25 protein-coding genes and 1 other RNA gene are annotated in these 26,972 nt (G+C 52.5%); 23 read left to right on the forward strand and 3 right to left on the reverse strand.

The window, feature by feature from the left end; translation table 11 throughout:
* Positions 1 to 13 precede the first annotated feature (13 nt).
* The 10 genes from recO to J2Z18_RS20840 all read left to right on the forward strand — a co-directional run bounded on the left by recO (position 14) and on the right by J2Z18_RS20840 (position 11,109).
* Positions 14 to 766 carry a DNA repair protein RecO gene (gene recO / locus J2Z18_RS20795; RefSeq protein WP_007129419.1) on the forward strand — a complete coding sequence of 251 codons (753 nt, stop codon included), beginning with the start codon at positions 14 to 16 and terminating at the stop codon, positions 764 to 766.
* Between the two features lie 362 nt (positions 767 to 1,128).
* Complete coding sequence (glyQ, locus tag J2Z18_RS20800) at positions 1,129 to 2,016, forward strand: glycine--tRNA ligase subunit alpha (RefSeq protein WP_007129420.1); 888 nt, start codon at positions 1,129 to 1,131, stop codon at positions 2,014 to 2,016.
* On the forward strand, positions 2,009 to 4,084 hold the full coding sequence (glyS, locus tag J2Z18_RS20805) for a glycine--tRNA ligase subunit beta (protein ID WP_007129421.1): 2,076 nt from the start codon (positions 2,009 to 2,011) through the stop codon (positions 4,082 to 4,084). The genes glyQ and glyS overlap by 8 nt, the downstream gene beginning before the upstream one ends.
* 233 nt (positions 4,085 to 4,317) lie before the next feature.
* On the forward strand, positions 4,318 to 4,791 hold the full coding sequence (locus tag J2Z18_RS20810; protein ID WP_210095278.1) for a YaiI/YqxD family protein: 474 nt from the start codon (positions 4,318 to 4,320) through the stop codon (positions 4,789 to 4,791).
* Between the two features lie 41 nt (positions 4,792 to 4,832).
* Positions 4,833 to 6,650: a DNA primase gene (gene dnaG / locus J2Z18_RS20815; RefSeq protein WP_007129423.1), complete on the forward strand. Its 1,818-nt coding sequence runs from the start codon at positions 4,833 to 4,835 to the stop codon at positions 6,648 to 6,650.
* Between the two features lie 41 nt (positions 6,651 to 6,691).
* Positions 6,692 to 7,822, forward strand: a complete 1,131-nt coding sequence (gene rpoD, locus J2Z18_RS20820; RefSeq protein WP_007129424.1) for an RNA polymerase sigma factor RpoD — start codon at positions 6,692 to 6,694, stop codon at positions 7,820 to 7,822.
* Positions 7,823 to 8,192: 370 nt separating this feature from the next.
* Entirely contained in the window at positions 8,193 to 8,954 is a 762-nt protein-coding gene (locus J2Z18_RS20825; protein WP_210095261.1) for a tRNA (adenine(22)-N(1))-methyltransferase TrmK, read from the forward strand.
* Complete coding sequence (locus tag J2Z18_RS20830; RefSeq protein WP_210095262.1) at positions 8,930 to 10,045, forward strand: Nif3-like dinuclear metal center hexameric protein; 1,116 nt, start codon at positions 8,930 to 8,932, stop codon at positions 10,043 to 10,045. Before J2Z18_RS20825 ends, J2Z18_RS20830 begins: the two co-directional genes overlap by 25 nt.
* Positions 10,046 to 10,209: 164 nt before the next feature.
* Positions 10,210 to 10,616: RNase P RNA component class A (gene rnpB, locus J2Z18_RS20835), an RNA gene on the forward strand.
* A 208-nt stretch (positions 10,617 to 10,824) separates the two neighbouring features.
* The gene (locus J2Z18_RS20840; protein ID WP_007129428.1) at positions 10,825 to 11,109 is read left to right on the forward strand and encodes a hypothetical protein; all 285 of its coding nucleotides are present in this window, start codon (positions 10,825 to 10,827) and stop codon (positions 11,107 to 11,109) included.
* Between the two features lie 142 nt (positions 11,110 to 11,251).
* On the opposite strand, the gene J2Z18_RS20845 is transcribed toward J2Z18_RS20840, so the two are convergent.
* Positions 11,252 to 13,177 carry a S8 family serine peptidase gene (locus J2Z18_RS20845; protein WP_210095263.1) on the reverse strand — a complete coding sequence of 642 codons (1,926 nt, stop codon included), beginning with the start codon at positions 13,175 to 13,177 and terminating at the stop codon, positions 11,252 to 11,254.
* Between the two features lie 256 nt (positions 13,178 to 13,433).
* On the opposite strand from J2Z18_RS20845, the gene J2Z18_RS20850 reads away from it, so the two are divergent.
* The 6 genes from J2Z18_RS20850 (at position 13,434) to thiI (ending at position 18,327) form a co-directional block, all read left to right on the forward strand.
* The gene (locus tag J2Z18_RS20850; protein ID WP_007129430.1) at positions 13,434 to 13,940 is read left to right on the forward strand and encodes a YpuI family protein; all 507 of its coding nucleotides are present in this window, start codon (positions 13,434 to 13,436) and stop codon (positions 13,938 to 13,940) included.
* Positions 13,941 to 14,237: 297 nt separating this feature from the next.
* A complete protein-coding gene (locus J2Z18_RS20855) occupies positions 14,238 to 14,462 on the forward strand; it encodes a DUF1540 domain-containing protein (protein WP_007129431.1) in 225 nt (74 codons plus the stop codon).
* Positions 14,463 to 14,557: 95 nt separating this feature from the next.
* Positions 14,558 to 14,920, forward strand: a complete 363-nt coding sequence (locus J2Z18_RS20860; RefSeq protein WP_007129432.1) for a hypothetical protein — start codon at positions 14,558 to 14,560, stop codon at positions 14,918 to 14,920.
* Positions 14,921 to 15,077: 157 nt separating this feature from the next.
* Positions 15,078 to 15,770, forward strand: a complete 693-nt coding sequence (locus J2Z18_RS20865) for a lytic transglycosylase domain-containing protein (RefSeq protein ID WP_210095264.1) — start codon at positions 15,078 to 15,080, stop codon at positions 15,768 to 15,770.
* Positions 15,771 to 15,931: 161 nt separating this feature from the next.
* Entirely contained in the window at positions 15,932 to 17,092 is a 1,161-nt protein-coding gene (locus J2Z18_RS20870; RefSeq protein ID WP_028404315.1) for a cysteine desulfurase family protein, read from the forward strand.
* A complete protein-coding gene (thiI, locus tag J2Z18_RS20875) occupies positions 17,089 to 18,327 on the forward strand; it encodes a tRNA uracil 4-sulfurtransferase ThiI (RefSeq protein WP_007129435.1) in 1,239 nt (412 codons plus the stop codon). Before J2Z18_RS20870 ends, thiI begins: the two co-directional genes overlap by 4 nt.
* 204 nt (positions 18,328 to 18,531) lie before the next feature.
* Here thiI and J2Z18_RS20880 read toward each other — a convergent pair whose 3' ends face one another.
* On the reverse strand, positions 18,532 to 19,218 hold the full coding sequence (locus J2Z18_RS20880) for a TerC family protein (protein WP_007129436.1): 687 nt from the start codon (positions 19,216 to 19,218) through the stop codon (positions 18,532 to 18,534).
* Positions 19,219 to 19,348: 130 nt separating this feature from the next.
* Between J2Z18_RS20880 and J2Z18_RS20885 the strand changes: the two genes are divergently transcribed.
* From J2Z18_RS20885 to J2Z18_RS20910, 6 genes are all read left to right on the forward strand, one after another.
* Positions 19,349 to 20,014: a TerC family protein gene (locus J2Z18_RS20885; protein WP_007129437.1), complete on the forward strand. Its 666-nt coding sequence runs from the start codon at positions 19,349 to 19,351 to the stop codon at positions 20,012 to 20,014.
* Between the two features lie 237 nt (positions 20,015 to 20,251).
* Positions 20,252 to 20,764, forward strand: a complete 513-nt coding sequence (locus tag J2Z18_RS20890; protein ID WP_028404311.1) for a hypothetical protein — start codon at positions 20,252 to 20,254, stop codon at positions 20,762 to 20,764.
* Positions 20,765 to 20,902: 138 nt separating this feature from the next.
* A complete protein-coding gene (gene typA, locus J2Z18_RS20895; RefSeq protein ID WP_007129439.1) occupies positions 20,903 to 22,744 on the forward strand; it encodes a translational GTPase TypA in 1,842 nt (613 codons plus the stop codon).
* 47 nt (positions 22,745 to 22,791) lie between these two features.
* Positions 22,792 to 23,085: a YlaH-like family protein gene (locus J2Z18_RS20900; RefSeq protein ID WP_007129440.1), complete on the forward strand. Its 294-nt coding sequence runs from the start codon at positions 22,792 to 22,794 to the stop codon at positions 23,083 to 23,085.
* A gap of 168 nt (positions 23,086 to 23,253) precedes the next feature.
* Positions 23,254 to 24,357 (forward strand): LCP family protein, encoded by a 1,104-nt coding sequence (locus J2Z18_RS20905; protein WP_007129441.1) that lies wholly within the window; start codon positions 23,254 to 23,256, stop codon positions 24,355 to 24,357.
* Positions 24,358 to 24,432: 75 nt separating this feature from the next.
* Entirely contained in the window at positions 24,433 to 24,732 is a 300-nt protein-coding gene (locus tag J2Z18_RS20910) for a hypothetical protein (RefSeq protein WP_007129442.1), read from the forward strand.
* A gap of 71 nt (positions 24,733 to 24,803) precedes the next feature.
* Here J2Z18_RS20910 and J2Z18_RS20915 read toward each other — a convergent pair whose 3' ends face one another.
* A complete protein-coding gene (locus tag J2Z18_RS20915) occupies positions 24,804 to 25,502 on the reverse strand; it encodes a YhcN/YlaJ family sporulation lipoprotein (protein ID WP_007129443.1) in 699 nt (232 codons plus the stop codon).
* Positions 25,503 to 25,589: 87 nt separating this feature from the next.
* On the opposite strand from J2Z18_RS20915, the gene J2Z18_RS20920 reads away from it, so the two are divergent.
* Positions 25,590 to 26,921 carry a PhoH family protein gene (locus J2Z18_RS20920; RefSeq protein ID WP_040738501.1) on the forward strand — a complete coding sequence of 444 codons (1,332 nt, stop codon included), beginning with the start codon at positions 25,590 to 25,592 and terminating at the stop codon, positions 26,919 to 26,921.
* The last annotated feature ends 51 nt before the right edge of the window (positions 26,922 to 26,972 follow it).

The following is a 26,972-nucleotide window of genomic DNA, read 5'->3' on the forward strand; positions in this document are numbered from 1 at the left end:
TGGGGGATAATGCATGCTATATCGGGCGGAAGGAATTGTCATCCGCAGCATGGACTACGGTGAAGGGAACAAAATCATTACGCTTTGCACCAAAGAATCGGGCAAGGTAGGGGTGCTGGTCAGAGGAGCAAAAAAGGTCAAGAGCCGGCATGCTGCTCTGACCCAGCCTTTTACGTATGGGGAGTATGTGTTTTTTCGCAATACGGGGCTTGGAACCCTGAACGCAGGCGAGATTATAGAATCCCATCATGAACTGCGGGAAGATTTGATCAAAGCCGCCTATGCTTCCTATGCCTGCGAGCTCTTGGATCGGGTGCTGCAGGATGAGGAGACGGGGGCTTTTTGGTTCCATCAGCTGAAGGCATGCCTGACCTCCCTTCAAGAAGACAAGGATCCTCAGATTATTATCAATCTCTATGAGATGAAAATCCTGCAGGCGGCAGGGTATGGACCGGAGCTGGAGGTATGCATTTCGTGCAATCAGCCGAGAAATGACGAGGATATGCTGGTCAGCCCGCGTCTCGGAGGTGTTCTATGCCGTTATTGCAAGCATTTGGATCCGCCGGCGATGGCCGTGTCGGTCCGGACCTTGAAGCTGCTGCGCCTGTTCGCCAGGCTGGATCTCAGGCGGCTCGGTAATGTGGACGTTAAGGCGGAGACGAAGGACGAGCTCAAGAAGGTAATGAGGGCGTTAATGGATATGCAGCTGGGCCTCCGGCTCAAATCCCAAAACTTCCTGGACCAGATGGACAAATACAACATTTGACGTAAGGTTCGGATTAAGGTATTATATTTATCAGTTTATGAGTTATTGCATATTGACATGCGTTGAACGGGAAAGTAATGAATGGCCATTCGTTATAGCGAGCCGGCGGCGGTGGGAGTCCGGTACGAAGCATTCATGAACATGGCACCCGGGAGCATTCTTGAAACGATAAAGTGGGTTTAGCTACAGCGCTGCTGCACGGCAGCTGCGGGAAGGCTGGCCAAGTAGGGTGGAACCGCGGGAAGCGACAGCTCTCGTCCCTATGTCTGTACATCAGGCATGGGGCGAGAGCTTTTTTGCGTTGTACAGACTGGATTGTCGGATGTTTTATTATGAAAATGAAAGCAAAGGAGCTAAAAATCATGAATTTCCAACAGATGATTTTGACGCTGCAGCAGTTCTGGGCAGAACAGAATTGTATCATCGTGCAGCCGTATGACACGGAAAAGGGTGCAGGCACCATGAACCCGATGACCTACTTGCGCTCGATCGGTCCGGAGCCGTGGAATGTCGCTTACGTTGAGCCTTCCCGTCGTCCGGCAGACGGCCGTTACGGGGAAAACCCGAACCGGTTGTACCAGCACCATCAGTTTCAGGTCATTCTGAAGCCTTCCCCGGACAATATCCAGGAGCTGTATCTGGAGAGCCTGAAGCGTCTTGGCATTGACCCGCTCGATCACGACATCCGCTTTGTCGAAGATAACTGGGAAGCTCCGACCCTTGGCGCCTGGGGCCTCGGATGGGAAGTGTGGCTCGACGGCATGGAAATTACGCAGTTTACGTATTTCCAGCAGGTCGGGGGCATCGATGCCAATCCCGTTGCGGTTGAGATTACCTACGGCATGGAGCGGCTTGCGTCGTATATTCAAGATAAAGAGAATGTATTCGACCTCGAATGGGTGGACGGCATTACGTATGGCGACGTGTTCCATCAGCCGGAATTTGAGCATTCCAAGTACACGTTTGAAGTGTCGGATGTGAAGATGCTGTTTACGCTGTTCAACATGTATGAAGAGGAAGCCAACAAGGCGATGAATCAACATCTGGTCTTCCCGGCGTACGACTATGTGCTGAAGTGCTCCCATACGTTTAACCTTCTTGACGCCAGAGGAGCGATCAGCGTGACCGAGAGAACAGGCTACATCATGCGCGTGCGCAATCTCGCGCGCCAGGTGGCGGCTACGTATTTGGAGGAACGCGAGAAGCTTGGCTTCCCGTTGATTAAGAAAGGGGGCGCAGAACATGCCTAAGGATTTATTGTTTGAGATCGGGCTGGAGGAAGTCCCGGCAAGATTTCTGCGTGCAGCGATGGAACAGCTGGAGGACCGCCTCGTGAAATGGCTGGAAGCATCCAGAATCGGGCACGGGGAAGTAACCGCCTATGCAACGCCGCGTCGCCTTGCCGTATGGGTCAAGGATGTTGCGGATAAGCAGGAGGATGTCAGCGAGGAGGTTAAAGGACCTTCGCGGAAGATCGCGCTGGACGAGAACGGTCAGTGGAGCAAGGCGGCGCTCGGCTTCGCCCGAAGCCAAGGCGTCGATCCGGAGAGCTTCACCTTTAAGGAGCTTGGAGGCGTCGAGTATATCTACGTCACCAAGAGCAGCGTCGGCGTCGATACCCAGTCGATTCTGTCCGAGGGGCTTCACGGCATACTGACAGCGATGACGTTCCCGAAAAATATGCGCTGGGGTGCGCATGAGTTCAAGTTCGTACGTCCGATCAAATGGATCGTTGCGCTGCTGGGCAGCGAGACGATCACGCTTGAGGTTGCCGGCGTGCAGGCGGGCAATGTCACGAGAGGGCACCGCTTCCTGGGATCTGATGCCGTTATTCCGGAAGCGTCGGCATATCGGGATATCCTTCGCGAACAGCATGTCATCGTGGACGTGAATGAGCGTCAAGAAATGATCGTTTCGCAAATTCAGGCACTCGCCAAAGAGAAGGGCTGGAATATCGCAATCAAGGATGATCTGCTGGAAGAGGTATTGTTCCTTGTTGAGACGCCTACCGTGCTCTACGGAACCTTCGATTCCTCGTTCCTTCATATCCCGCAGGATGTGCTGATCACCTCGATGCGCGAGCATCAGCGCTACTTCCCGGTTTTGGACGACAAGGGGCAGCTGCTTCCTTATTTCGTGACGGTGCGCAACGGCGATTCCCGTTCGCTTGATGTTATTGCCAAAGGGAATGAAAAGGTGCTGCGGGCACGCTTGTCGGATGCGAAGTTTTTCTATGAAGAAGATCAGAAGCTCCAGATCAAGGACGCGCTGTCCAAGCTCGAAAGCATCGTCTTCCATGAGGAGCTCGGAACGATCGGGGACAAGGTGCGCCGCATCCGCCGCATTTCCGATCAGCTGGCCGTCAAGCTTGGAATCGCCGCTGATGCAGCGGATTCCGTCAGCCGCGCCGCCGATATCTGCAAATTCGATCTTGTAACCCAAATGGTGTATGAATTCCCTGAGCTTCAGGGGGTTATGGGCGAGGATTACGCGCGTAAAGCGGGAGAGAAGGAAGAGGTGGCCAAAGCGGTATTCGAGCATTACCAGCCGCGCTTTGCCGGCGATGCCGTTCCTTCGACGCAGGTCGGCTCCATCATAAGCATAGCGGACAAAATCGACACGATTACCGGCTGCTTCTCCATCGGCATCATTCCGACCGGCTCCCAGGATCCATACGCACTGCGCCGCCAGGCGCAAGGCATCGTGCAGATCATTCTGGAGCACAAGCTTCCGATTACCTTGTCCGACGTGTTCGGCATTGCGCTGGACGTTCATGAGAACATCCGGGCGCTCAAACGGTCCGCCGGTGAAATCCGGAAGGATCTCCAGGAATTCTTCGGACTTCGCGTGAAGAAGCTGCTGTCCGAGAACCAGCGGTATGACGTTGTCGATGCGGTGATTTCGGCCGGCTTCGATTCCGTGGTATCCGTTGTGAACCGGGGACAGGCGCTGATGCATGCGGTTGAGTCCGCCGAGGACTTCAAGACGACGGTGGAATCCTTGAACCGCGTCAGCAACCTTGCGGCCAAGGCAGGGAAAGCTGCGGTGAACCGGGAGCTGTTCACGGAGTCTGCGGAAGGCGAGCTTTATGAAGCCTGGCAGGCGATCCGGAGCGATTACGAAGCGGCACTGGATGCTGCGGACGGCGAACGCGCATTGTCCTTGCTCAGTGGACTGAAGGCGCCGATTACCGGCTTCTTTGACTCCGTCATGGTCATGGCCGAGGACGAATCGGTGCGGGCTAACCGCCTTGCACTGCTCTCCGGCATCGATGGGGATTTGAAGCGGTACGCCGATTTTTCAAAATTAGTGTGGTAAGCGTAGTGACATGATGATTTTGCAAATGTTATAATGGTTTGTTCAGCGAAAGCGACAGCCCGTGTCAAGGCACAGGATGGCGCTTTCGCTGTGAGTAAGAATCAATGGCCGTACAGTAAGGCAGACTGCAGCTCATTGTTTTTTGGGAAGCAGGATTTTAATCGGTTCAAGACGTATATAATAGTAAACAGCACAGGATGGTTCCAAGAGTACAGGAAAAGCCGGTGATATCAATGATTGAAGGTTCCTCCTGCCGGATCGTGGTTGACGGCGACGCCTGTCCCGTCAAGAAGGAAATCGCAGAAACTGCCCGTACATTCCATGTGCCGGTGCTGCTCGTTTCTTCCTATGATCATATGCAGCAGGCCGAGGAAGGCGTCGTGACGATTCAAGTGGACCGGAGCGACCAAAGCGCTGATCTCTATATTGCGAACCATATATCGAAAGGGGATATCGTGGTCACCCAGGACTATGGTTTGGCTGCGCTGGCGTTAGCGAAATCCTGCTATGTCATCTCGTTCCGCGGCCGGATATTCCGCAATTCCGATATCGATTTCATGCTGGATTCGCGCCACCATCAAGCCAAAGCAAGAAGGCAGGGGAAGTACGGCAAAGGACCGAAAAAGCTGCTTGACGAAGACCGGGTTTTTTTTCAACATAAACTGACAAAACTTTTGCTTGAATTGCAGGAGAATGTCCACCCGTAGCGAATACTATTTACGTGCCAAATGAGATGAAGGTGGTTTGGATGAGTACCGGACAAGGCAATATTCCGGATGATGTCATTGAGGCGGTGCTGGCCAAAAGCGATATCGTGGATACGGTCAGCAAATACGTGCATCTTACGAAACAGGGGAAGTATTTAAAGGGCCTGTGCCCTTTTCATTCGGAAAAGACCCCATCCTTTACGGTTACACCGGAACGCCAAATCTTCTACTGCTATGGCTGCGGCAAGGGCGGTAACGCCATTAAATTCAGAATGGAAATCGAAGGATTTTCCTTCCCCGAAGCCGTAAGAACCATGGCCGAAGAGAACGATATCTCGTTACCGGAAGGTCAAGGGGTTCCCGTAATTCCTCGCAATCCGGAGAAAGAACGTTTACTTGAAGCTTATGAGCTGAGCGCCAAGCTGTATCATTTTCTGCTGAAGAATACGGAGCATGGCACCGAGGCGATGAAGTACTTACGGTCCCGCGGCATGAGCGACAAGATGATCGATCAGTTTCAGATCGGCTATGCGCCGGATCGCTGGGATACGCTGGTTCAATTTCTTACCAAGCGGTCATTTGACCTGAAAGAGATGGAGAAGGGCGGTTTGTTGTCCGCAAGACATGAACAGGAAGGCTATCTCGACCGGTTTCGGGGACGTATCATGTTTCCGATCCATGACCGCAGCGGCAAAGTGATTGCGTTCGCCGGAAGGATCCTCGGGGATGGTCAGCCGAAGTACTTGAATTCCCCGGAAACTCTTTTGTTTAACAAAAGCCGTACGTTGTACAACCTGCACCAGGCGAAGACATCCATACGCAAATTGCGTCAGATCCTATTATTCGAAGGTTACGGTGATGTGATCTCGTCTTGGGAGGCTGGACTTCAGAACGGCGTGGCAACGATGGGCACGTCCCTTACGGAAAATCAAGTAGCGATTATGAAATCCATGGCCGAAGAGGTTGTTGTCATCTATGACGGCGACAGGGCCGGTATGGCAGCCGCGATGAAGGTCATCCCGATGCTGGAGGGCGCCGGACTTCGGGTGAAGATTGCGCTTGTCAGCGAAGGCCTGGATCCGGATGAATACATCCGCAAATTCGGTGCCGAGCGATTCAGGCATGTAGTGGAAACAGCTGTTTCAACCACAAAATTTAAACTTATATATCTGAAGAAAAACCATATACTGCTAGAAGAAGATGGCAAGATCGCGTATACGAAAGAAGCGCTGCCGATTATCGCCGCACTTCATTCCTCAACCGAGCGGGAAGTATATTTGAGGGAATTATCCTCGGAGCTGAACCTTTCCTACGAGAGCCTTAAGCAGGATTGCAATTTGCTCAGGCAGTCCATGCAAAAAAAGAGGGGCGATGGGGATAATAAGGAAAAAAGGTGGAATAATGGTAGGCATATTAACGGGCGTCAGCCCGCCCCGGCGCTGCTGCCTGCCTATCATGCGGCTGAACGGCGGCTGCTGTCGCTGATGCTGCAGGATGCGGAAGCCGCGCGATACGTAGGCGAACGGCTGGGAGAAGCGTTTAATATCGAAGATCATGCGGCGATAGCTGTTTATCTATATGCTTATTATGCACAAGGCAAATCTCCGGATATTAGCCGTTTCATGTCATCTCTCCATGATGATCGTCTGGAAAAGACCGTCAGCTCCATTATGATGATGGAGGCACCCGCGGAGTGGAATGTTCAAGTGCTTGACGACTGCATCCGGGAGGTACTGAAATATCCGCAGCAGCGAGAGATCGAGCAGAAGAAGGAAGAAATGATGAAAGCAGAGCGCTCGGGAGATTTTTTGCGGGCCGCACAAATTGCAAGTGAGATTATCGCCCTAGAAAGACAATGATGTCCGCACATTGCTGCTTCTAGGGAGGAGGGAGTCGAAAAATGGCGAATGATCAGCATACTGAACTAGAAACGGAATTTACGCTGGATCAAGTCAAAGATCAATTGATTGAGCAGGGTAAAAAGAGATCCGTATTAAGCTATAAAGATATTATGGAGAAACTGTCGCCATTCGATCAGGATACGGAGCAGATGGAGGAGTTCTACGAGCAGCTTGCCGACCTCGGCATCGATGTGGTGAACGAAAGCGACGATGAGGTCAGCCACCGGGCATCGGAAGATCACGAATCCCATGACAATGAGGATTTCGGCTTCGATGACGATTTGTCGCTGCCGCCGGGCATCAAAATCAACGATCCGGTGAGAATGTATTTGAAAGAAATCGGACGTGTACCGCTCTTGTCCGCGGACGACGAGATTGAGCTTGCGAACCGGATCGAGCAAGGGGATGAGGAGGCCAAGCGCCGTCTGGCCGAGGCGAATCTGCGGCTGGTTGTCAGCATCGCGAAGCGGTATGTCGGTCGCGGCATGCTGTTCTTGGATCTGATCCAGGAAGGCAATATGGGCCTTATTAAAGCGGTGGAGAAGTTCGATTACAAAAAAGGCTTTAAATTCAGTACGTATGCCACATGGTGGATCCGGCAGGCCATTACGCGCGCGATTGCCGACCAAGCCCGTACGATCCGGATTCCGGTGCATATGGTTGAGACGATCAATAAGCTGATCCGTGTATCCAGACAGCTGCTGCAGGAGCTGGGTCGCGAGCCATCGCCGGAAGAAATCGCGGCAGAGATGGAGCTTAGCGTGGAGAAGGTTCGGGAAATTATGAAGATCGCCCAGGAACCGGTGTCCTTGGAAACGCCGATCGGCGAAGAGGACGATTCCCATCTCGGCGATTTTATCGAGGATCAGGAGGCTCTCGCTCCAGCTGATGCCGCAGCATACGAGCTTCTTAAGGAACAGCTTGAAGACGTGCTCGATACGCTGACGGAGCGGGAAGAGAACGTGCTTCGTCTCCGGTTCGGCCTTGACGACGGGCGCACAAGAACGCTTGAAGAAGTAGGCAAAGTGTTCGGCGTTACGCGTGAACGGATCCGGCAGATTGAGGCCAAGGCGCTTCGGAAGCTTCGTCATCCGAGCCGCAGCAAGCGGCTGAAGGATTTTCTCGAATAGAGTGATCAAGGGACCTTCTGCATTTTCCGGCAGCAAGGTCTTTTTTTTCTGAGATGAAGGTACGCTGCTTACAAGCTCTGGGCAATTGGATATTAGAGTTCCATCGCAATGCGGTCTGCCGCCGGAAGGCTTGTTTTCCTTGGTTCTGGAATTTCTGCCTGTATTTGTTGTATCGGTCTTTATTTTATCTCTTTTCCAAGATCAATGCAAATGATGGACGAGCCCTAAACCTGAGAATAGCATCACTTCCAAATGGCGATGGAATGAATGGATGGTCCCAATATCCAGAGTGGATTTGCAGTTTATCATGCGGTCTGTTACGTTAAAATGTAGTGTCGCATGCAACTATAATGGATGTAGGAGTGTCATCGTGAAATTATCAAAAAGGTTACAGCTAATCCTGGACCAAATCCCCCAAGGCAGCCGGCTGGCCGATATAGGGTCTGACCATGCGCTGCTGCCGGTTGCAGCCGTAGAATGCGGCGCAGCCGTCCAAGCGATTGCAGGCGAAGTGAATCAGGGCCCGTTCGAGGCTGCCGCAAAGCAGGTGAAGGAATCCGGGATGGAGGACTGCATTCAGGTCCGGAGAGGAGACGGTCTTGAAGTTCTGTCCGCAGGCGAAGCGGATGTCATTACGATTGCAGGCATGGGCGGGAGTCTAATCGCTGCGATTCTGGATCGGGGCATCGGCAAGCTTGAAGGGGTGCGCCGGCTCGTATTGCAGCCGAACGTCGGTGAGGATATTTTGCGCAAATGGCTGCTTGCCCATGAGTGGGTGCTGATCGACGAGTTTATTCTGGAGGAAGACGGAAAGATTTATGAGGTGCTTGTGGCCGAGCCCGAGCGACCAGGGGGCCCCGTGACGAATGAGGAAATATACTCGCAGCGGGCCATTGCCGGAAAGGTATCCCTATCCGCCGAATGGCTGCTGCGCATGGGGCCGTGGTTAATCCGGGATGCAGGCACCGTGTTCCATGATAAATGGAAATCGGAGATCGGGAAGATGAATCAAATTCTGAAGTCGCTGTCGCGCTCGGATCAGGATACGGCTAAAGGCAAGGCGGCGGAGATTCGGGCGGATATCGAGTTTATCGAGGAGGTGCTGGCATGCTTGCCAAAGGACAAACCGTAATACAATATATGGAGCAGCTTGCTCCGAAGCATGTGGCTGAGCCGGAGGACCGGATCGGACTTCAGCTCGGTACCCTTCAGAAGGAAATCCGTACAGTGCTGGTTGCGCTGGATGTCAATGATGAAGTGGTTGACGAGGCGATTCGCCTTGGAGCCGATTTGATTATTGCCCATCACGCCATTATCTACCGGCCGCTGAAGCAGCTTCAGACCGACACGCCGATGGGCAAGGTGTACGAGAAGCTGATCAAGCATGATATTGCCGTCTACGTCAGCCATACGAATCTTGACGTAACCGAAGGTGGGATGAACGACTGGATGGCCGAAGCGCTCGGAATCGAGAATACTTCGCCGATTCATGATCTGCATAATGAGCAGCTGTCCAAGCTGGTAGTATTCGTGCCGAAGAGCCATCACGAGGAAGTGCTGAACGCCGTGCTGGACGCCGGTGCGGGCTGGATCGGAAACTACAGCCATTGTAGCTTTAACATTGAAGGATTCGGTACGTTTATCCCGAGAGAAGGAAGCAACCCGTATCAAGGCAAAGCCGGCAAGATGGAACGGGCCGAGGAAGTGCGGATCGAGACGATCGTGCCGCATACGATCCGGAACAAAGTCATCCAGGCGATGCTTAAGGCCCATCCGTACGAGGAAGTTGCCTACGATCTGTATTCCATGGATCTTAAGGGACGGTCGCTGGGACTCGGACGGGTCGGCAAGCTGAAGGAGCCGCTGACGCTGGCGGAGATGGCTGAAGTCGTCAAGGAGAAGCTGGACGTTCCGAACGTCCGGGTCGTGGGCGATCTGAACCGGACGCTCCGCAAGGCGGCGGTCATCGGAGGCTCCGGGGGGCGCTTCTATCCCCAGGCGTTGTTCCGGGGCGCCGATGTGCTCGTAACGGGGGACATTGATTACCATACGGCACAGGACGCGCTTGCCGCCGGCCTAACCCTAATTGATCCAGGACATAATGCCGAGAAAATCATGAAGGGCAAGGTCGCCGAATGGATGCAGCAGAAGCTGCAGGAGAACAAGTATGATACCAAGGTCGTCGCTTCGTCGGTCAACACGGAGCCGTTTCAATTTATGTAAGCTTAGGTTTATCGGCCGTTATCAAGGTAGGAGATGGCACAAGGCGGGCGGCTGATATTTAGGCATGATCATGACGGCTGCTCTGGTAATTTCATCATCGACTGCTAATGTTTTAAGGGTTGTGCATGGACATAAATCAAGATATAATATGTAATGTTGTCCGGAAAGTTTGACAGACAATCGCTGGCGGCGAAAAGCCGCGAGAGGAAAGTCCGGGCTCCATAGGGCAGGGTGCTGGATAACGTCCAGTCAGCGCGAGCTGAAGGATAGTGCCACAGAAATGGACCGCCGATGGCTGTGGATTCACAGCACAGGCAAGGGTGGAACCGAGGTGTAAGAGACCCCGAGGAACGCTGGTGACTTCGTTCCTGGTAAACCCCACCTGGAGCAAGACCTAATGGGACGCGAGTCTCCCTTGAGGAGACAGCCTTTGCCCGAGGCGCGTCTGGGTTGGTCGCTTGAGCCGTTTAGTAATAATCGGCCTAGATAGATGATTGTCGCTTATAGTGGCAGGGTAGTTCCCGAGATGACCACGAAGAGCACAGAACCCGGCTTACGGAAAACTTTCCAAACTGAACAACCGTTATTTTCATATGTAAACCAACCGTATAAACGCGCATAATCTTTCGCTTCCCTTCGGGACGCAGAGAGCATGCGCGTTTTTTCATGTTCGGGATATTTTTTTCGATAACATTTGCCTGTAAAGGACAGTCGTCCATACCATAATGTCCTTCTGTTAATAAGCTATAATCATCAACGGAAAGGAGATGCGAAAAATTATGTCATGTCATCACCATGGACCATGTCCTGAAGTTTCGCCAATCGTATGCGACCCGATCGTCATCGTAAGAGATCATTATGTTCCGCAAATTGTCCCTGTCATCCATCCGATTAAAGTGGTGGACAAAATTCATTGCTGCCCTGTCGAGAAGCATATTTATACGTATTCGCAGGAAGTTGAGGACGGCGTTTACGGCGGCGGTGCCGGTGTCAGAAACGTTGCCGTTTCCGGCAAGTCGTCCAAGAAGCGCTCCGAACGCGCCCGCTCTCGCCGCAAGAGATAACCTCATCCCGCGCCTTGGAGAGCTGTCTAACTACTGACTGAGCAGTTCACCTGCCGTATATAAGAAATTGACCCGCAAGGAATGGCCGCTAACAGACGCTTCGACCAACCCCTGCGGGTCCTTTATATCAGGTGCAGACAGCTTATTTCTTCGTTCCGCCGAGCTTCCGAAGCTCGTCTTCGAGATGGCGGAGCGCCTGGCTCGGCCACATTTGGAGCGGGACCTCGGAATTGCCGGCTGCCTTTAGCGATTGGAAAATATCGATCTGGCCATGACCGTAATATTTGTCCTTTCCTTTATCCCCCAGATCAACGGCATGGTTGATCATGAGGTCCATGACCTCCTGGTTGGTCAGCTCGGGGTTCAGGGAACGGATTAGGCCCGCCATGGCAGCCGCATGCGGACTGGCCATCGAAGTTCCCGAGAGCGCGGCGTACTGATTGCCCGGAAAGGTGCTGGCGATATTCGTGCCGGGAGCCGATACGTCGATGTAATCGCCGTAGTTCGAATATTCGGCACGCTTTTGGTCTGCATCGATGGCAGCAACGGCCAGCACCTCCGGATAAGCGGCCGGGTAGCCTGGACGCTCGGTATTGTCGTTGCCGGAGGCGGCTACAAGCACAACGTCACGATCATAGGCGTATTTTACAGCATCGTGCAGAAATTGCGAATCGGCATAATTGCCGAGGCTCATATTAATGACCTTGGCCCCGTGGTCGGTTGCCCATATAATGCCTTCGGCGACGGCATAGGTTGTACCTGAACCTGTGCCGTCAAGTGCTTTGACCGGCATGATCTTATTGTACCAGCTGACGCCGGCAACGCCCTCGCCGTTGTTGACAAGTGCGGCGATAATACCGGCTACATGCGTTCCGTGACCGACATCGTCCTGAGGCTTCGCCTCCTTGTCCACGATGTTGTAGCCTTCGACCAGCTGTCCGTCCAGATCGGTATGGGCCAGATCTACGCCGGTGTCGATCACCGCGATGATCACATCCTCGCTCCCTTTGGATATATCCCAGCCGCGGTTCGTCTCGATGACCGGCAGATTCCACTGATACTCAGAGAAGAGCAGATCATTCGGGATGTTAACCTGACCGTCGGGACCTTCGGGCATGGACTCCGAGGCTGCGCCGGATTTAGCCTGCCGGTCATTGGTTAAATAAATATAGTGGGGCTCGGTGTAGTTAATTCTCCACCGTCTTTCGAAATAGCTACGGAGTCTGTTGTAGTCCATCTGTTTGGAACGAAATACATAGGCATAGCCAAGTTTGCGGGAGGATTCGGCAGAGATATCACGCTCGATGCGGCTGAGGTCCTCCTTTGTCGGTTCAGACTTAAACGACACCACGATTTCGTTCTCGTAATAATGGCTGGCCTTTTCGTTGTCATGCCCAGTCTTGACGGTAATGTCCGATAACGTATCCGCGTGAATCGATTCGACCTTGAATTTCCCCTCCTTCGGATAGGGAATCATGCGAAGATTTCGCTTTTGGTGGTTGGACACCTCATGCAGCACCGCTTGATTCACCAGGGCAGCGGCGCCATGCTTGCCGTCCTTGGAGGGCTCGGCCACAACGAAGTAAGGCTTCCCGGCCGCGTAGAATTTCGGGGAATCGTAAGGCTTACCCTGCTTTAGCTTCTGCAGCGCCATCTGGAAATGGTGGGCGATCAAAGCTTTATCCTTTTTACTCATAGGCGGCAGCTTTCCGTTAATTTCCGTGCTTTGGTTGTTCCGGAGCTGATACCATCTAACCTGCTCGAAATGCTGATGGGATTTTTGCTCCTTGAGGGCATAGGATTTCACTTGCCCGGCGTTGCGCAGTTTATCGTTGTTCAGCATCGCCCGCAAATGCCCCTTCGCATCAACCCGGTTCAATCGGTCGGTTGATTCGATATCGCTGAGCAGGGTCATATGCTTCGCTTTATGCTCGCCCTGAGGCTTCAGCGGCTGCGGGGGCTGTGCGGTCTGGCCGGGCTCCTTGGAGCCTGGAATGAACAGGAGCACCAGAAGCACTCCCAGAACCGACCCTGCAGCGATCCAAGTCCACAGTTGACGTGATTTCACATGTATTCCTCCTCACCGCCTAAGACGGATTTGATATGGTTAGCGTGGGAAATGGGCACCTATTTTATTCGCGGTGAGGGGCTTGTGAAAAGTGGAAGAACTTGCGCAAAGGGGCGCACCATAAATATCCTTGTAAGTGCATTCAGAAGGGATTTCGCTCTCTCCAAATTTGTGTTAGGATAGTACATATTAGTACGACCGTTAGCGTCCAAGGTTATTAGCCTGGCGGTCACACCATTAAGGGGGATCTATCGTAATGCCAGCAGACAATCTTCAGAAATTATGTTCGGAGTCCAGAGACAAGTTGAAATCTGCTATTTCGATTATGGAAGCGTTTTTGAACGAGTATGCTTTACCGCAGCTGGTCGAGGAACGCGATGAAGAGACCGTACATTTTTATAAGGGATTTCTGTCCGATGTTCGTCATCTGCTCGTATTTTCAGAAGTTTCGTATGAGAAGCTTGGCGTTGTGCAGCGTCGCCCTAATTTTGATGCCGATTTTGCCGAGAAGGCTTTGTATAATGTGTACCACCGCTGCGTAAACAGCTTTTTTTATCCGGTCAACGAAAGCTACTCCGAAGACGGCCGTTATGCCTACACCGGTCAGGACGCGATTCGTTTCCGGAAGAAGCCGGTGCGCCCGGCACGCGACGTTATTATGAACATTACGAAGATCTACGAAGAGCTCCGTGACGATCTGGCTTATTACGAGAGTGATTATTTGACGGAGCGCCGGATGCATTCCGAGAAGAGCCACGCCTAAACATAAGATGCTGCAAGCCTGAACGCCATTCCTTGGTTGATGAAGCATCCTTAACCTGACAAAGAGCTGCCCCTATGTAGTTTTTCTACAGCGGGGGACGGCTCTTTTTTTGACCCTTCAGATCAAGCATTGATGCTGATCTTGCTTCGTAATTTTGGATTTCGTCCGCGGGTAAATTCGCGATGAAATGAATACCTTGACGAAAGCCGAGGCGCCTTCGTCCTGACACCAACTGACAGTCGTAACGGTGCATACCGCCGCTGAACTCAGGAAAAAATGTTGACGAGGTGATGCTAAATGGCCAACGAAGCCAAACCATTAGTGAAATGCAGTGTAAGCAATTGTCATTATTGGGGAGAACAAAACGTGTGCAAAGCCGAAATGATCATGATCGAAATTGACCGCCATGCTCACATGAAGCTGAATGAGGAATACGGGGCAGAGGCGTATACGAATGACCACCAGGATGTTGCGGACAAATCCTCCGAAACCTGCTGCTTGACCTTCAAGCCTCGGGCATAATGCTTCGGGACTACCGCAGGAATGATCTATGGTCTCATCCTTAAAATTTGGCAGCTGTCCGCTCTTTAAGATTATTCAATCAGGAGGTGTATGCTTTGGATAAGAAACAGGGACGAAACAAGATGAAAGTGGTCAATGGAAAACGAAGCCGCGTAGATTTTCCGCGCAAGGATCACCGGGAGGAATATGCGGCTGAGGTTGCCCCTCCAAGCGACGTTACCGTCAAGCGCACCGATGATGCCGGCAGGGAGGCGACTGCCGGCCGGACCGCCGGATATGTCGGGCTCGGGATCGGCATCCTTTCCTTGTTCATGTGGTCTGTTATTTTGGGGCCGATTGCGGCTGTAGTCGGTTACTACGCTTACAATAAAGGAAGCAGAACGACCGGCGCATGGTCGATCGGTCTTGGCATTCTGGCAACGATCAGTTATTTTATTCTGATTCCGTTCGCCAGATAAATCTTAGGCCGCTTAAACAGGAGCAACACTGGGCGAATCCATCCGGGAAACAAGGGGATTCGTCTTTTTTTGTCGAATAGGCCTAGCAGATTGTTCCAAAGCCATGGTAGAATAGGACCAGAACATTGAATTTTACGGAGGAAAGTGAGTTAGAACCATGCAAATTGATCCGATTCTCTGGTCGCAGAGCGCGACCAATGTGCAGCGGATGCACACCGGCTCGGGGGAGGCCGTGTCAGGGTTTAGCGATGTGCTGAGCCAGCTGTTGACGGAGGAGCCGACAACCGTGCCGCAAGGCCGAACGATAAGCGCGCTGCCGCCCGGCGTGACTTGGGAGGACGGTTTGCTGTGGCAGCAGCTCGGGCCTGTCAGCGAAACGCACGCGGATATTGGGACTCAGGATTATTCAATCGAGGATACGGGATCTACCGTCAAGACAAGCTTTGAGGATTTAATCGCCGCGGCAGGGGAACGCTATGGTGTACCGGTCTCATTGATCAAAGCCGTGATTGACGCGGAGTCCTCCTTCAATCCCGATGCGGTTTCATCGGCCGGCGCCAAAGGATTGATGCAGCTTATGGACGGTACCGCACGGGGCCTTGGTGTAAGCAATCCGTTCGACCCGGCGCAAAATATTGAGGGCGGCACGAAGTATTTGGCCAATCTGCTTCAGCGTTTCGGCGGGGAGCTGGCGATGGTGCTGGCCGCCTACAATGCGGGTCCAACCCGAATTGCGGGGCTTGGGGTTTCGAGCGACGAGGAGCTCATGTCCATGCTTCATGTCCTCCCGAAAGAGACCCAGGCCTACATCGGCAAAGTAATGAATGCACGCACGAAGTATATGGCGTAACGAAGATGGAATCATCACGCTCGCTCGCTTGAGGATCAAACGGTAAGCTTAAGGATGTCCGATTCATGGACGGCGGCTTTACCGTTTGATCTTTTTGTGTAAATATAAAAGTCTGGGTTACAATGAATTGCCGTTAGTGGGTATGGAAAGGGGATATGACCTTGATATATTGGGATCACGCCGCTACGACGCCTCCATTGGAGCAGGTGGTGGATACGATGTCCGAGATTATGAAGATGCATTACGCGAACCCGTCAGCCCTTCATCGCTCAGGCGAGGCCGCCGGGAAGCTTCTGAAGCGCGCAAGAGAGGTGTGTGCGGCCGCGCTGCAGGTGCAGCCCGGTGAGATCGTCCTGACTTCGGGGGCAACGGAAAGCAACAATATGGCGATTAAGGGTGCAGCGATGAAGTATCGCAGCAGAGGACAGCATATCATTACGACAGGAACCGAGCATCCCTCCGTATACGAATGCTGCAAGCAGCTCGAATCTCTGGGCTGGGAGGTTACCTATCTGCCGGTGGATGCGGAGGGCATTGTCGATCTGGCTGCGCTGGCGGCAGCCATACGGAAAGATACGGTGCTTGTAAGCATCATGCATGTCAACAACGAAATGGGAGCCATCTCCCCGCTTGCCGATATCGGCCGGATCGTGAAGGAGCGGAATCCGCGAACATTGCTGCATGTGGACGGCGTTCAAGGCTTCGGAAAGCTCCCGGTTGAGCTGTCCGCATGGCAGGCTGACCTGTACAGCTTGTCCGCACATAAATTCAACGGTCCAAGAGGAATGGGCCTGCTGTACGTAAAACAGGGTGTACAGCTGTTTCCGATTCTGTCGGGCGGATCGCAAGAAAGCGGCCACCGGGCCGGTACCGAAAATGTTGCCGGTGCCGTCGCGATGTCCAAGGCGATGCGACTTGCACAGGAGGGCCAGCCTGAATTGCATGCCCGCTTGACCGAAATCAGGGATATCCTGCTTCGCGAAATTCGCCAAATCCCGGGACTGGAGCTGAACAGCAGCGAACGGAGCGCGCCGCATATCGTTCATTTCTCCTGTCCGGGATTGAAGCCGGAAGTGATGGTGCATGCCTTGGAAGAGCTCGGGATGCTCGTGTCGACCAAGTCGGCATGCTCCTCCAAATTAAGCGAGCCGAGCCGGGTGCTGCTCGCCATGGGCAAGGATGCGGCCCATGCATCCTCGGGTATCCGCATCAGCCTCGGCAAGGAGCATCAGCCTGAGGATGCGGCTTCTTTGGCGCAGGCGCTCCGCGTGGTGTGCGGCAAGCTGCGCCCGATTATGGAAAGAGAGGGACAACGAGAATGACATACGATATGCTGCTGCTTCGCTTCGGCGAATTTACGTTAAAAGGAAAAAACCGCAGCCGGTTCGAGAGATCGGTGCATAACCATATCAAGAGCGTGCTGCGGCCGTTTCCCAAGGCGAACATCATTAAGGAATACGGCAGGTTGTACGTGGAACTGAACGGGGAGTCCCCAGAGGCGCTTGCCGGAGCGCTTAAGAAGGTATTCGGCCTCGTATCGATCAGCCCCGTCCGAGTATGCCCCTCCGAGCTGGACAGCATTATCAAGACCGCTGTTGAATTTGTAGGGCAGAAGGTATTGACGAAGGAGACAACCTTTAAAGTGACCGCCAGACGGGTGTGGAAGCCATTCCCCCACTCCTCCCAGGAGATGAATCATCTGGTCGGCTCCCCGCTGCTGCGGGCCTACCCTCAGTTGAAGGTTCAGGTCAAGAATCCGGAGATCGAGCTACGGATTGAGATTCGGCAAGAAAGAACCTATCTGTTCTATGAGGTGATCCCGGGTGTCGGCGGATTTCCGCTCGGAACGAACGGCAAAGCGATGCTGCTCTTGTCCGGCGGAATCGACAGTCCGGTGGCCGGTTGGGAGGCAATGCGCCGAGGGCTTGAAATTCAGTGCGTTCATTTTTACAGCTACCCTTACACAAGCCAACTCGCCAAGGAGAAAGTCATGGAATTGACCAGGATTTTATCCGGGTATGCCGGCAGGCTGAAGCTCCATCTCGTTCCGTTTACGGATGTGCAGACGTCCTTCGTCGGGATCGGGCAGGATAATCTGATCATCACCCTCATGCGCAGGGCCATGCTGAGAATAGCGACCACCCTTGCAGAGAAGGAGGGGGCGCTTGCGATTGTTACCGGGGACAGCCTGGGCCAGGTAGCGAGCCAGACGCTGGCGAGCATGAACGTCATCGGCCGGGCGACCGACCTGCCGATTCTGCGTCCGCTTGTTACATCCGATAAGAACGAGATTATTCGGACGGCGATTGATATCGGCACATATGAAACGTCCATTCTTCCTTATGAGGACTGCTGTACGCTGTTTGTTCCCAAATCCCCGACAACCAATCCGAACCTGCATGTCGTGGAGAGAGTGGAGGCATCGTTAGAGCATATGGCTGCAAGAATTGAGGCGGCCGTGGCCGGAACCGAGACGCTGATCATTAAACCTGACACGAACATCAGCGCCGGTTCTTCGAATGATGACGGGGCGGTTGTTAACGAGGACTGGTTCTAGGGCTGCAGGTGGTTTTGTGTTTCAGCAGCTCAGCTGTTGGAGTCAGCATGGTTATCATGGGGACCGCTGCGGGCTCCCGCCACATATACGAAAAAAAGCAAGCGGCTAAGGCCTTCCTTGGCTGCTTGCTTTTTTTGACTTTGGAGGGTTTTTGGCCACCGTGGGTTTAAACTTCTGTAAGGTCGCCTCTTCTGCAACCGAAAACTAGGACATCGTTGACGATTGCCGTTGCTGCGACTTTTTCTTCAGATGGCCTGCCGTAAGCACTCCAACGATAATGAGGGCAATGAACAGATATTTGATGATCTGATGGCCTTCAAAATAAGCATGGAAGTGCTTCTCGTCGGTAATCATGGACGAAGCCGTGTAGGCGAGTACGGCCGAGCCGAGGTAAATAATCCATGGAAAACGGTTGATCAGTTTAATAAAAAGGGTACTGCCCCATACCACGATCGGTACGCTGATCAACAGCCCGATCGTAACCAGCACCATATTGTGCTTGGAAGCGCCCGCTACAGCGATGACGTTGTCCAGACCCATGGCGGCATCCGCCACGATGATGGTGCGTATGGCAGAGCCCAGGCTTTTTCCTGCCTTAATATCGTTATGGTCGCTGTTATCATCGGTCAGCAGCTTGTACGCAATGCCGATCAAAAGAATGCCCCCAACCAGCAGGAGCCAAGGAATATTGAGCAGCCAGACAACGAGAATGGTGGCTATAATCCGGAGCACGACGGCTCCGCCCGTTCCGTATATGATCGCCTTCTTCTGGGTGGTCGGCGGAAGATTCCTTGCCGCGAGCCCAATGACGATGGCGTTGTCTCCGGCTAGAATGAGATCGAGAAAAACGATGTTGATTAGGGCCAGAAAAAATTCGGCGGTGGTTTCCATGAATGTCACTCCTCTTCGTATACGGTTCCACAATAACAGAAAGCCGATTCATTATATGCCTATTTTTCCGGTTGTGCAAGCATAGCCTGGCCACCTGACTCATATGTGTTAGAGTGGGGGTGTGACATGCATGGAGACGATGCTTCTGCTTGGACAAATTCTAATGATCAATCTGGTATTAAGCGGCGACAACGCACTGGTTATAGCCATGGCCAGCAAGGATCTTCCCGATAAACACCGCAAGCGGGCCGTATGGATCGGAACCGTTGCGGCTGTCCTGATGAGATGCGTGCTGACCCTGGCAGCGGTATTGCTGCTGAAGATCCCCTTTCTGCAGGCTGGAGGCGCCCTGCTCCTCGTTTGGATCGCTATCAAGCTGATGGCCCCTAAAACGGACGATGACGTTTCGATATCCGTTTCGCTTACGCTCTGGTCGGCAATCAATACGATCCTGGTAGCTGATTTTGTGATGAGCCTGGACAATGTGCTCGCGATTGCCGGTTTGGCTAACGGCGATTTGGCATTGATCGCGATCGGCATATTACTGAGTATTCCAATCGTGGTTTGGGGGAGCGGCTTGATTTCTTCGATGCTTCATAAGTTTCCGCTCCTGCTGTATATCGGGGCAGGGATATTGGCTTTTACCGCAGGGGAAATGCTGACGCAGGACGCGCGTGTCGGCTTGCTGCTCGCCTACTGGCTGCCGCACGGCCACAACCTGATCCCGATATTTCTTGCGGGCGCCGTCATCCTGATCGGCGGTATGCAGACAATGGGCAAGAGGCATAGAGCCTAGCGTTGGTGGATGTAAAGGTTGAATCGGCTTGCGAAAGCACGAATAACGATGGGTGACGGGTCCGGTAATGGACCGTCATCCATTTTTTTGTTGAAAACCGCGAATCTGGTTAATATTTAAATGGAACAAGCTCGGGATATAGTTTTTTTTGTCGGTTTGGGCTAAAATTAACGTATCGAACGACTAATAAAACACGCTGATGTAATGAATGATACATACTGAAGAGAGGGTGATCAGATGTCCTCAAGAAAAGATTTGGCGCTGGGCTTGTTCATCGTCGGGGCCGGAGTTGTCATATTCCTTGGAAAACTCGGCGTATTCGGCTTTCTAGGCCGAACGTTATGGCCGCTGATCGTGCTGCTGCCGGGCATATTTCTGCATTTTCTGTATTTCAGCCGCCGTGCGACGGCCGGCATTCTTATTCCAGGCGGGATCTTGACCGTATATGGTCTGCTGTTCCTGATCTGCAACTTTGCAGGATGGGGGCTCATGTCATCCTTGTGGCCGATCTTGATTTTGGGCGTAGGGGTCGGCTTGTTTGAATATTATTTGTTTGAAATTCCGCGGCCGGGAGGAGCGCTTCCGATTGCGCTCGGACTAACCGCGCTGTCTGTGCTTATCCTCTTCTTTACATGGCTGTCGTCTGCGGCACTCTACATTATCGCATTTTTGTTGATTGCTTCAGGCGTATGGATGATTGTCAGGCGGAATAGCTCGGGACGAAACAATAAGTGGAGTCGGGGATGGTAAGTATTATTGGAAGTTTTCTGAAAAGACTTGATTTCACCATTCGTTTCCCTATATTATTAGGAGTATGTTGAAGCGTCGGCATGTCGTCCGGCGCTTTCTTTGTGGCTCATTCGAACAGAAGGGATTTGAGATACATTTATGCAATCAAGAGATCAGATTCGCAACATTGCCATTATTGCACACGTTGACCATGGCAAAACAACACTTGTAGACCAGCTGCTGAAGCAATCCGGTATTTTCCGGGAGCATGAGACGCTGCAGGAGCGCGCGATGGACTCCAACGACCTGGAGCGCGAACGCGGGATTACCATCTTGGCCAAAAATACGGCTATCACGTATAAAGATTATCTGATCAATATTGTAGATACACCGGGACACGCCGATTTCGGCGGTGAAGTGGAACGGATCATGAAAATGGTTGACGGCGTTCTGCTCGTCGTCGATGCCTATGAAGGCTGCATGCCTCAAACCAAATTTGTGCTCGGCAAAGCGCTCGCACATAATTTGACGCCAATCGTCGTTGTTAACAAAATCGACCGTCCGGCCGCCCGTCCGGCTGAAGTTATCGATGAAGTGCTTGATCTGTTCATCGAGCTCGGCGCAAACGACGATCAACTCGATTTTCCGGTCGTTTATGCATCGGGCTTGAACGGAACCTCAAGCAAGGATCCGGACAAGCAGGATGACAATATGCTCGCCATGTACGAAACGATCATCGAGCACATTCCTTCCCCAACGGAGAAAGTGGACGAGCCGCTTCAGTTCCTCGTTACCTTGATGGATTACAACGAATACCTGGGCCGCATCGCGATTGGCCGCGTGAACCGCGGCATTATCAAGCAGGGACAATCCGTTACGGTCATCATGCGCGACGGATCAAGCAAGAATGCCCGGATCGAGAAGCTGTTCGGCTTCCAAGGCTTGAAGCGGATCGAGGTTTCGGAAGCCGGCGCAGGCGATATCGTTGCCATTGCCGGTATCAAGGATATCAACATCGGAGAGACGATCGCCGATCCTCAGCATCCGGAGGCACTGCCGGTGCTGAAAATCGATGAACCGACACTCCAAATGACATTCCTCGTGAACAACAGTCCTTTCGCCGGACGTGAAGGCAAATGGGTAACGTCCCGCAAGCTGCGCGACCGGCTGTTCAAAGAGCTTGAGACTGACGTCAGCTTGAGAGTGGAAGAAACCGACAGCCCGGATGCATATATCGTCTCCGGACGCGGTGAGCTCCATCTTGGCATCTTGATCGAGAACATGCGCCGTGAAGGCTACGAGCTTCAAGTATCCAAGCCGGAAGTTATCGTCCGCGAAATCGACGGCGTCAAAATGGAGCCGATCGAACGCTTGATGATCGACGTGCCGGAAGAAAGCATGGGTGCGGTCATGGAAAGCCTTGGAACACGCAAGGCAGAAATGGTGAATATGGTGAACAGCGGCAACGGACAGGTTCGATTGGAATTCCTGATCCCGGCCCGCGGATTGATTGGATACCGCACCCATTTCTTGACGCTGACTCGCGGCTACGGCGTGATGAACCACGCATTTGACAGCTATGGCCCGCTAGTGGGCGGCCAGGTCGGCGGACGCCACCAAGGCGTGCTCGTATCGACGGAGAACGGAACGTCGACCTTCTATGGCATGCTGTCTGTAGAAGATCGCGGAACACTGTTCCTTGAGCCGGGTACTGAAATTTATGAGGGCATGATCGTCGGGGAGCATACCCGTGACAATGACATCGTCGTTAACATCTGTAAGGAAAAGCAGCTGACGAACGTCCGCTCCGCAACGAAGGACGACACGGTGAAGCTGAAGACGCCTCGCATCTTCTCTTTGGAGCAGGCGCTCGAATATCTGAATGATGACGAATATTGCGAAATTACGCCGAAGTCTGTGCGTCTGCGGAAGAAGATCTTGAACAAGAGCGAACGCGAGCGTGCAGAAAAACATCGTAAAATGGCGCAAGCGAATCTATAATAGAGAATATGCTAAAGATTACTTGTCCTTAAAGGAGTGAGCCTGTCATGCAGGAATGGTTGGCCGCGCATCCGCTCATCTCGTATATTTTGATCTTTGTGATGATTACCTACGTGTACAACAAGGTGTTTCGGGTTAAACAGAAGCTCCCCTTGCTTAAGGAGATTCTGTTGTACTTCCTGATGCTGCTCGGATCGGCTATTCTGCTCGTGTTCCAAATCGATAAGCTGCCGATCATCCAATGTCTGCTTGTAGCGGTCGCCTTGATGTTCATGGTTCGGATACGCTATTTTGTGGAGGAACGCCAGAAGAAAAAGACGCAGGCGGAATCCAAATCGTAAAAAACGAGTGAACATTCGCGCGATTTTACGCTGATTTCGGCAACCTTTTGTCAGTCCCCGTCGTTTAATAAGAGAGAGAAGTAACCCATGGTCCGATGAATGCTCAGTCCTAAGGTCTGAGCGTTCATCGGACATTCATCTAATTTGAATGAAATCAGGTGCAATGATATGAATTCTAATCATACCAATCTCCCTCCAAGATCAAAAAGCGGGGGGAAGGGCAAGAAAACCTCTGCTCCAAAGCGAAAAAAAAGCGGTGTAAAAACATTTTTTAAAACGATTCTGATTATTTTACTGATCGCAATCCTATCCGCCGCAGGCTATGCAGGATTTTTGTTCTTTAAAGGCAATGAAGTTATCGAGAAGAGCGGAATCGACAAGCCGGTGCCTCCAGGGCAATCCGCCAAGGAAAAGCCGATCACGATGCTGCTTCTCGGAACGGACTACCGTCCGAAAACCGGAACTTATTTGACGGATGTTGTCATGGTGGTTTCGATGCATCCCGATACGAATACGGCGACGCTGGTATCGCTCCCAAGGGATACGCTCATCGAGCTTGAAGGATATGTGCCGAACAAGCTAAACTCGTATTATCCGAAGTTCAAAGCTGCCTTCAACAAGGCCGAGAAGAAGCAGCCGGGCAGCGGAATTAAGCCTGAGGATGAGATGAAGGTCATGATGAGCAAATACATGGGAGTGAACATCGATTACGTCACTGTGATCGATTTCCAGGGCTTCCGTGATATTGTTGATACCTTTGGCGGCGTTGATGTCAACGTAAAATACAATATGTGCCACAGGGACTCCGCCGATGGCACGGATATCAACCTGAAGGCAGGCCCGCAGAAGCTGGACGGCGCTAAGGCGCTGGATTATGTACGCTACCGGAAATCGATGAACTGCAACCCGAAAACCAAGGAATCCAACGATTTCGACCGCAATGCCCGTCAGAGCGAGGTGCTTCACTCCTTGCTGGACCGCATGAAGTCTTTAGGCGGGGTTACCAAGGTCGGCAACGCGCTGGATGCGGTATCGGACAATATGATCACCGATCTGGAGCAGGATCAGATCCGCAACCTGATCGCAACGTATTATGATATTAAGAAGGATGACGTACGGTTTATGCCGGTGACCGGCGAATGGCGAAGCCCGAATGTGTATATCAGTTCGGCTGAGCTCGAGAAGGCGAAGCAAGCGCTGCAGGAGGAGCTGGCCGGCAATCATAAAGCCGGGACAGCAGGGGAAGAAGGTACAACTCCTGTCTCACCGTGACAATTGAAGGCAAGTTTTACCGTGTGATATAATACAATGTAACAGATGGAGATCATTGTACAGGAGGCCTCATTTATGTCCTACCCAATGATGCACACGACACGCGCGCCGATCCGGCTTGATCAGGCTGCTGAAGCAGCTTGGGGATTTGTGCGGTCAACTTCCATCCGTATACACTCCGCAGAAGACGGCATCTGCTCCGTTTCGAAGCTCCTTCCGCCGCATGGGTCGGAATTGGATATCGAAACGGGCGGATTTTCGCTGCCGTTTCTTGAATACGCTGGCCGTTCTCCTCGATCGGCGGTTTTACTGAAGACGGGGAAGCTATGGCCATGTAAAAAGCCCAGTGGGATTTCACTGGGCTTTTTTGTATGAAAAATGTGGAGTCTTGGCGGACAAACACGGATCTTCGTCCTAGTCACGAATCGATTGCCGTCATGTAATGTCTATCTGCTGCGGTTGGTGTTTTGCGGTGCATTCCCTTGAGGACTGTTCGGCTGTACCGTGCGTCCTCCGTGATCTTGGGCATTACCGTTTCTAGGCGTGACATCTTTAGGCAGCTGCGGAATGATGCGTCCGACGATATCGGCAAGCTCGCTGGCCAGTCCGGCTATCGGGTGACCCTCCTGAATATGTCGGCCAAGATCGGCAATGCGGTTGGTAATGTCCAAATCGGCTGTAACGAGCGCGTTGGCTCCGGCAGGATCCTTCTGTAGAGCTTCGGCGACCGTGTATTTGATGGTACCCACTTCAGCACGGTCGAGATTTCCATCGACATTTAGTCCCACAACGGCCGTATTGCCCATGACCACACAATTGGCATTCTTGACGCCTGGTACACTTTCGGCCAACGCTTTCAAATGATTGGCGGTCGACGTATCCACACGCGCATTACCTTGGGTATTGTCAGCCGCGTCCCCCCTGTTCGTGATACCCGGGCCCCAGCCATCTACATTGTTGGTGGCAAGGCCTCTGTTACCATTCAAGCTTTGGGCTGTCGTGTTATTCGTCTGTCCATTCGTTTGATTACGAGGAGAGGGTGATGCATTGTTATTGGCAGTCCCGCAGCCTGCGAGAAGCACCATCGTCAGCACTAGGGATAGAGCAGCTTTCATATGAATCTGTCCTTTCGTCGTAAATTTCATTCGATTACTCCAGAGGCTAAGCTTATTATGTCCGGGACGAAATGGTTTAATGTGTACCTGATGATGAAGAAGCAGTGGAGGGATAAGATGAGTAAAATTTTTGTGCTGGATACGAACGTACTGCTGCATGATCCTCAATCCATTTATGCTTTTGAGGAGCATGAGGTCATCATTCCTGCGGTGGTTCTTGAGGAGATCGATTCGAAGAAGCGTAATGCCGATGAGATCGGCCGAAATGCCCGCACCGTGTCCCGGCTGTTGGATGGATTACGGGAACGGGGGCACCTGCATGACGGGGTGCTTCTGGAGAATGGCGGGACACTGAAGGTCGAGCTGAATCATCGCAGCTTCGTCAAGGTACAAGAACTGTTTAGTGAGGCTACCAACGACAATCGAATTTTGGCTGTCGCGTTAAATTATAAATTGGAGGAGGAACCGAAGGAGGACGGCAAGGCTGTCGTGCTCGTCAGCAAGGACGTATTGGTCCGGATCAAGGCGGATGTGCTTGGATTAACGACACAGGACTACTTGTCCGACCGGACGGCCGATCCGAGCGAATTGTTTCCCGGATATTCGACGATCAAGGTACACCCGTCGGTCATCGACGAGTTTTACAGCTACCGTTATCTTCCGATCAAACCGCTGCAGCTGCCTTATCTGTTGTACCCGCACGAATTCGTCATTTTGAAGGATGAAATGGGCTCGGCCAAGTCGGCATTGCTTCGCGTCAATGAGGATGCTACACGGCTTGAGCCGCTGCACTTGAGCAATGAACCGGTATGGGGAATAAGCGCCCGCAATGCCCAGCAGCGAATGGCGATCGAGCTGCTGCTTAACGACGATATCCCGCTCGTGACGATCACGGGTAAGGCGGGAACAGGGAAAACATTGCTGGCGCTTGCAGCCGGTCTGTCCAAAGTCGAGGATGAGCACCGATATAAAAAGCTGCTGATTGCCCGGCCTGTCGTTCCGATGGGCAAGGATATCGGTTATTTGCCCGGCGAGAAGGAAGATAAGCTGAGACCTTGGATGCAGCCGATATATGATAATCTGGAATTTTTGTTCGATACCAAGAAATCGGGCGATATCGATAAAATACTCATGGGGCTCGGCAGTATTCAGGTCGAAGCGTTGACTTACATTCGCGGCCGGTCCATTCCAGGGCAATTCATTATTGTGGATGAAGCGCAAAACTTATCGCGGCACGAAGTCAAGACCATTGTGTCTAGGGCCGGAGAAGGAAGCAAAGTCATTCTTATGGGAGATCCGGAGCAGATCGATCATCCGTATCTGGATGCGGTGAGCAATGGCCTGACCTATGTGGTAGAGCGGTTTAAGCAGGAGCGCCTGAGCGGTCATATCACATTAACGAAGGGCGAGCGTTCCAAGCTGGCTCAACTGGCGGCAGATTTGCTGTAGCTGATATTTCCCGAGAAATAAAGAAAAAGGGAACAAACGGCATCTCATATT

It is taken from the genome of Paenibacillus lactis (assembly GCF_017873605.1).
Classification (GTDB): Bacteria; Bacillota; Bacilli; order Paenibacillales; family Paenibacillaceae; genus Paenibacillus_AQ; species Paenibacillus_AQ lactis.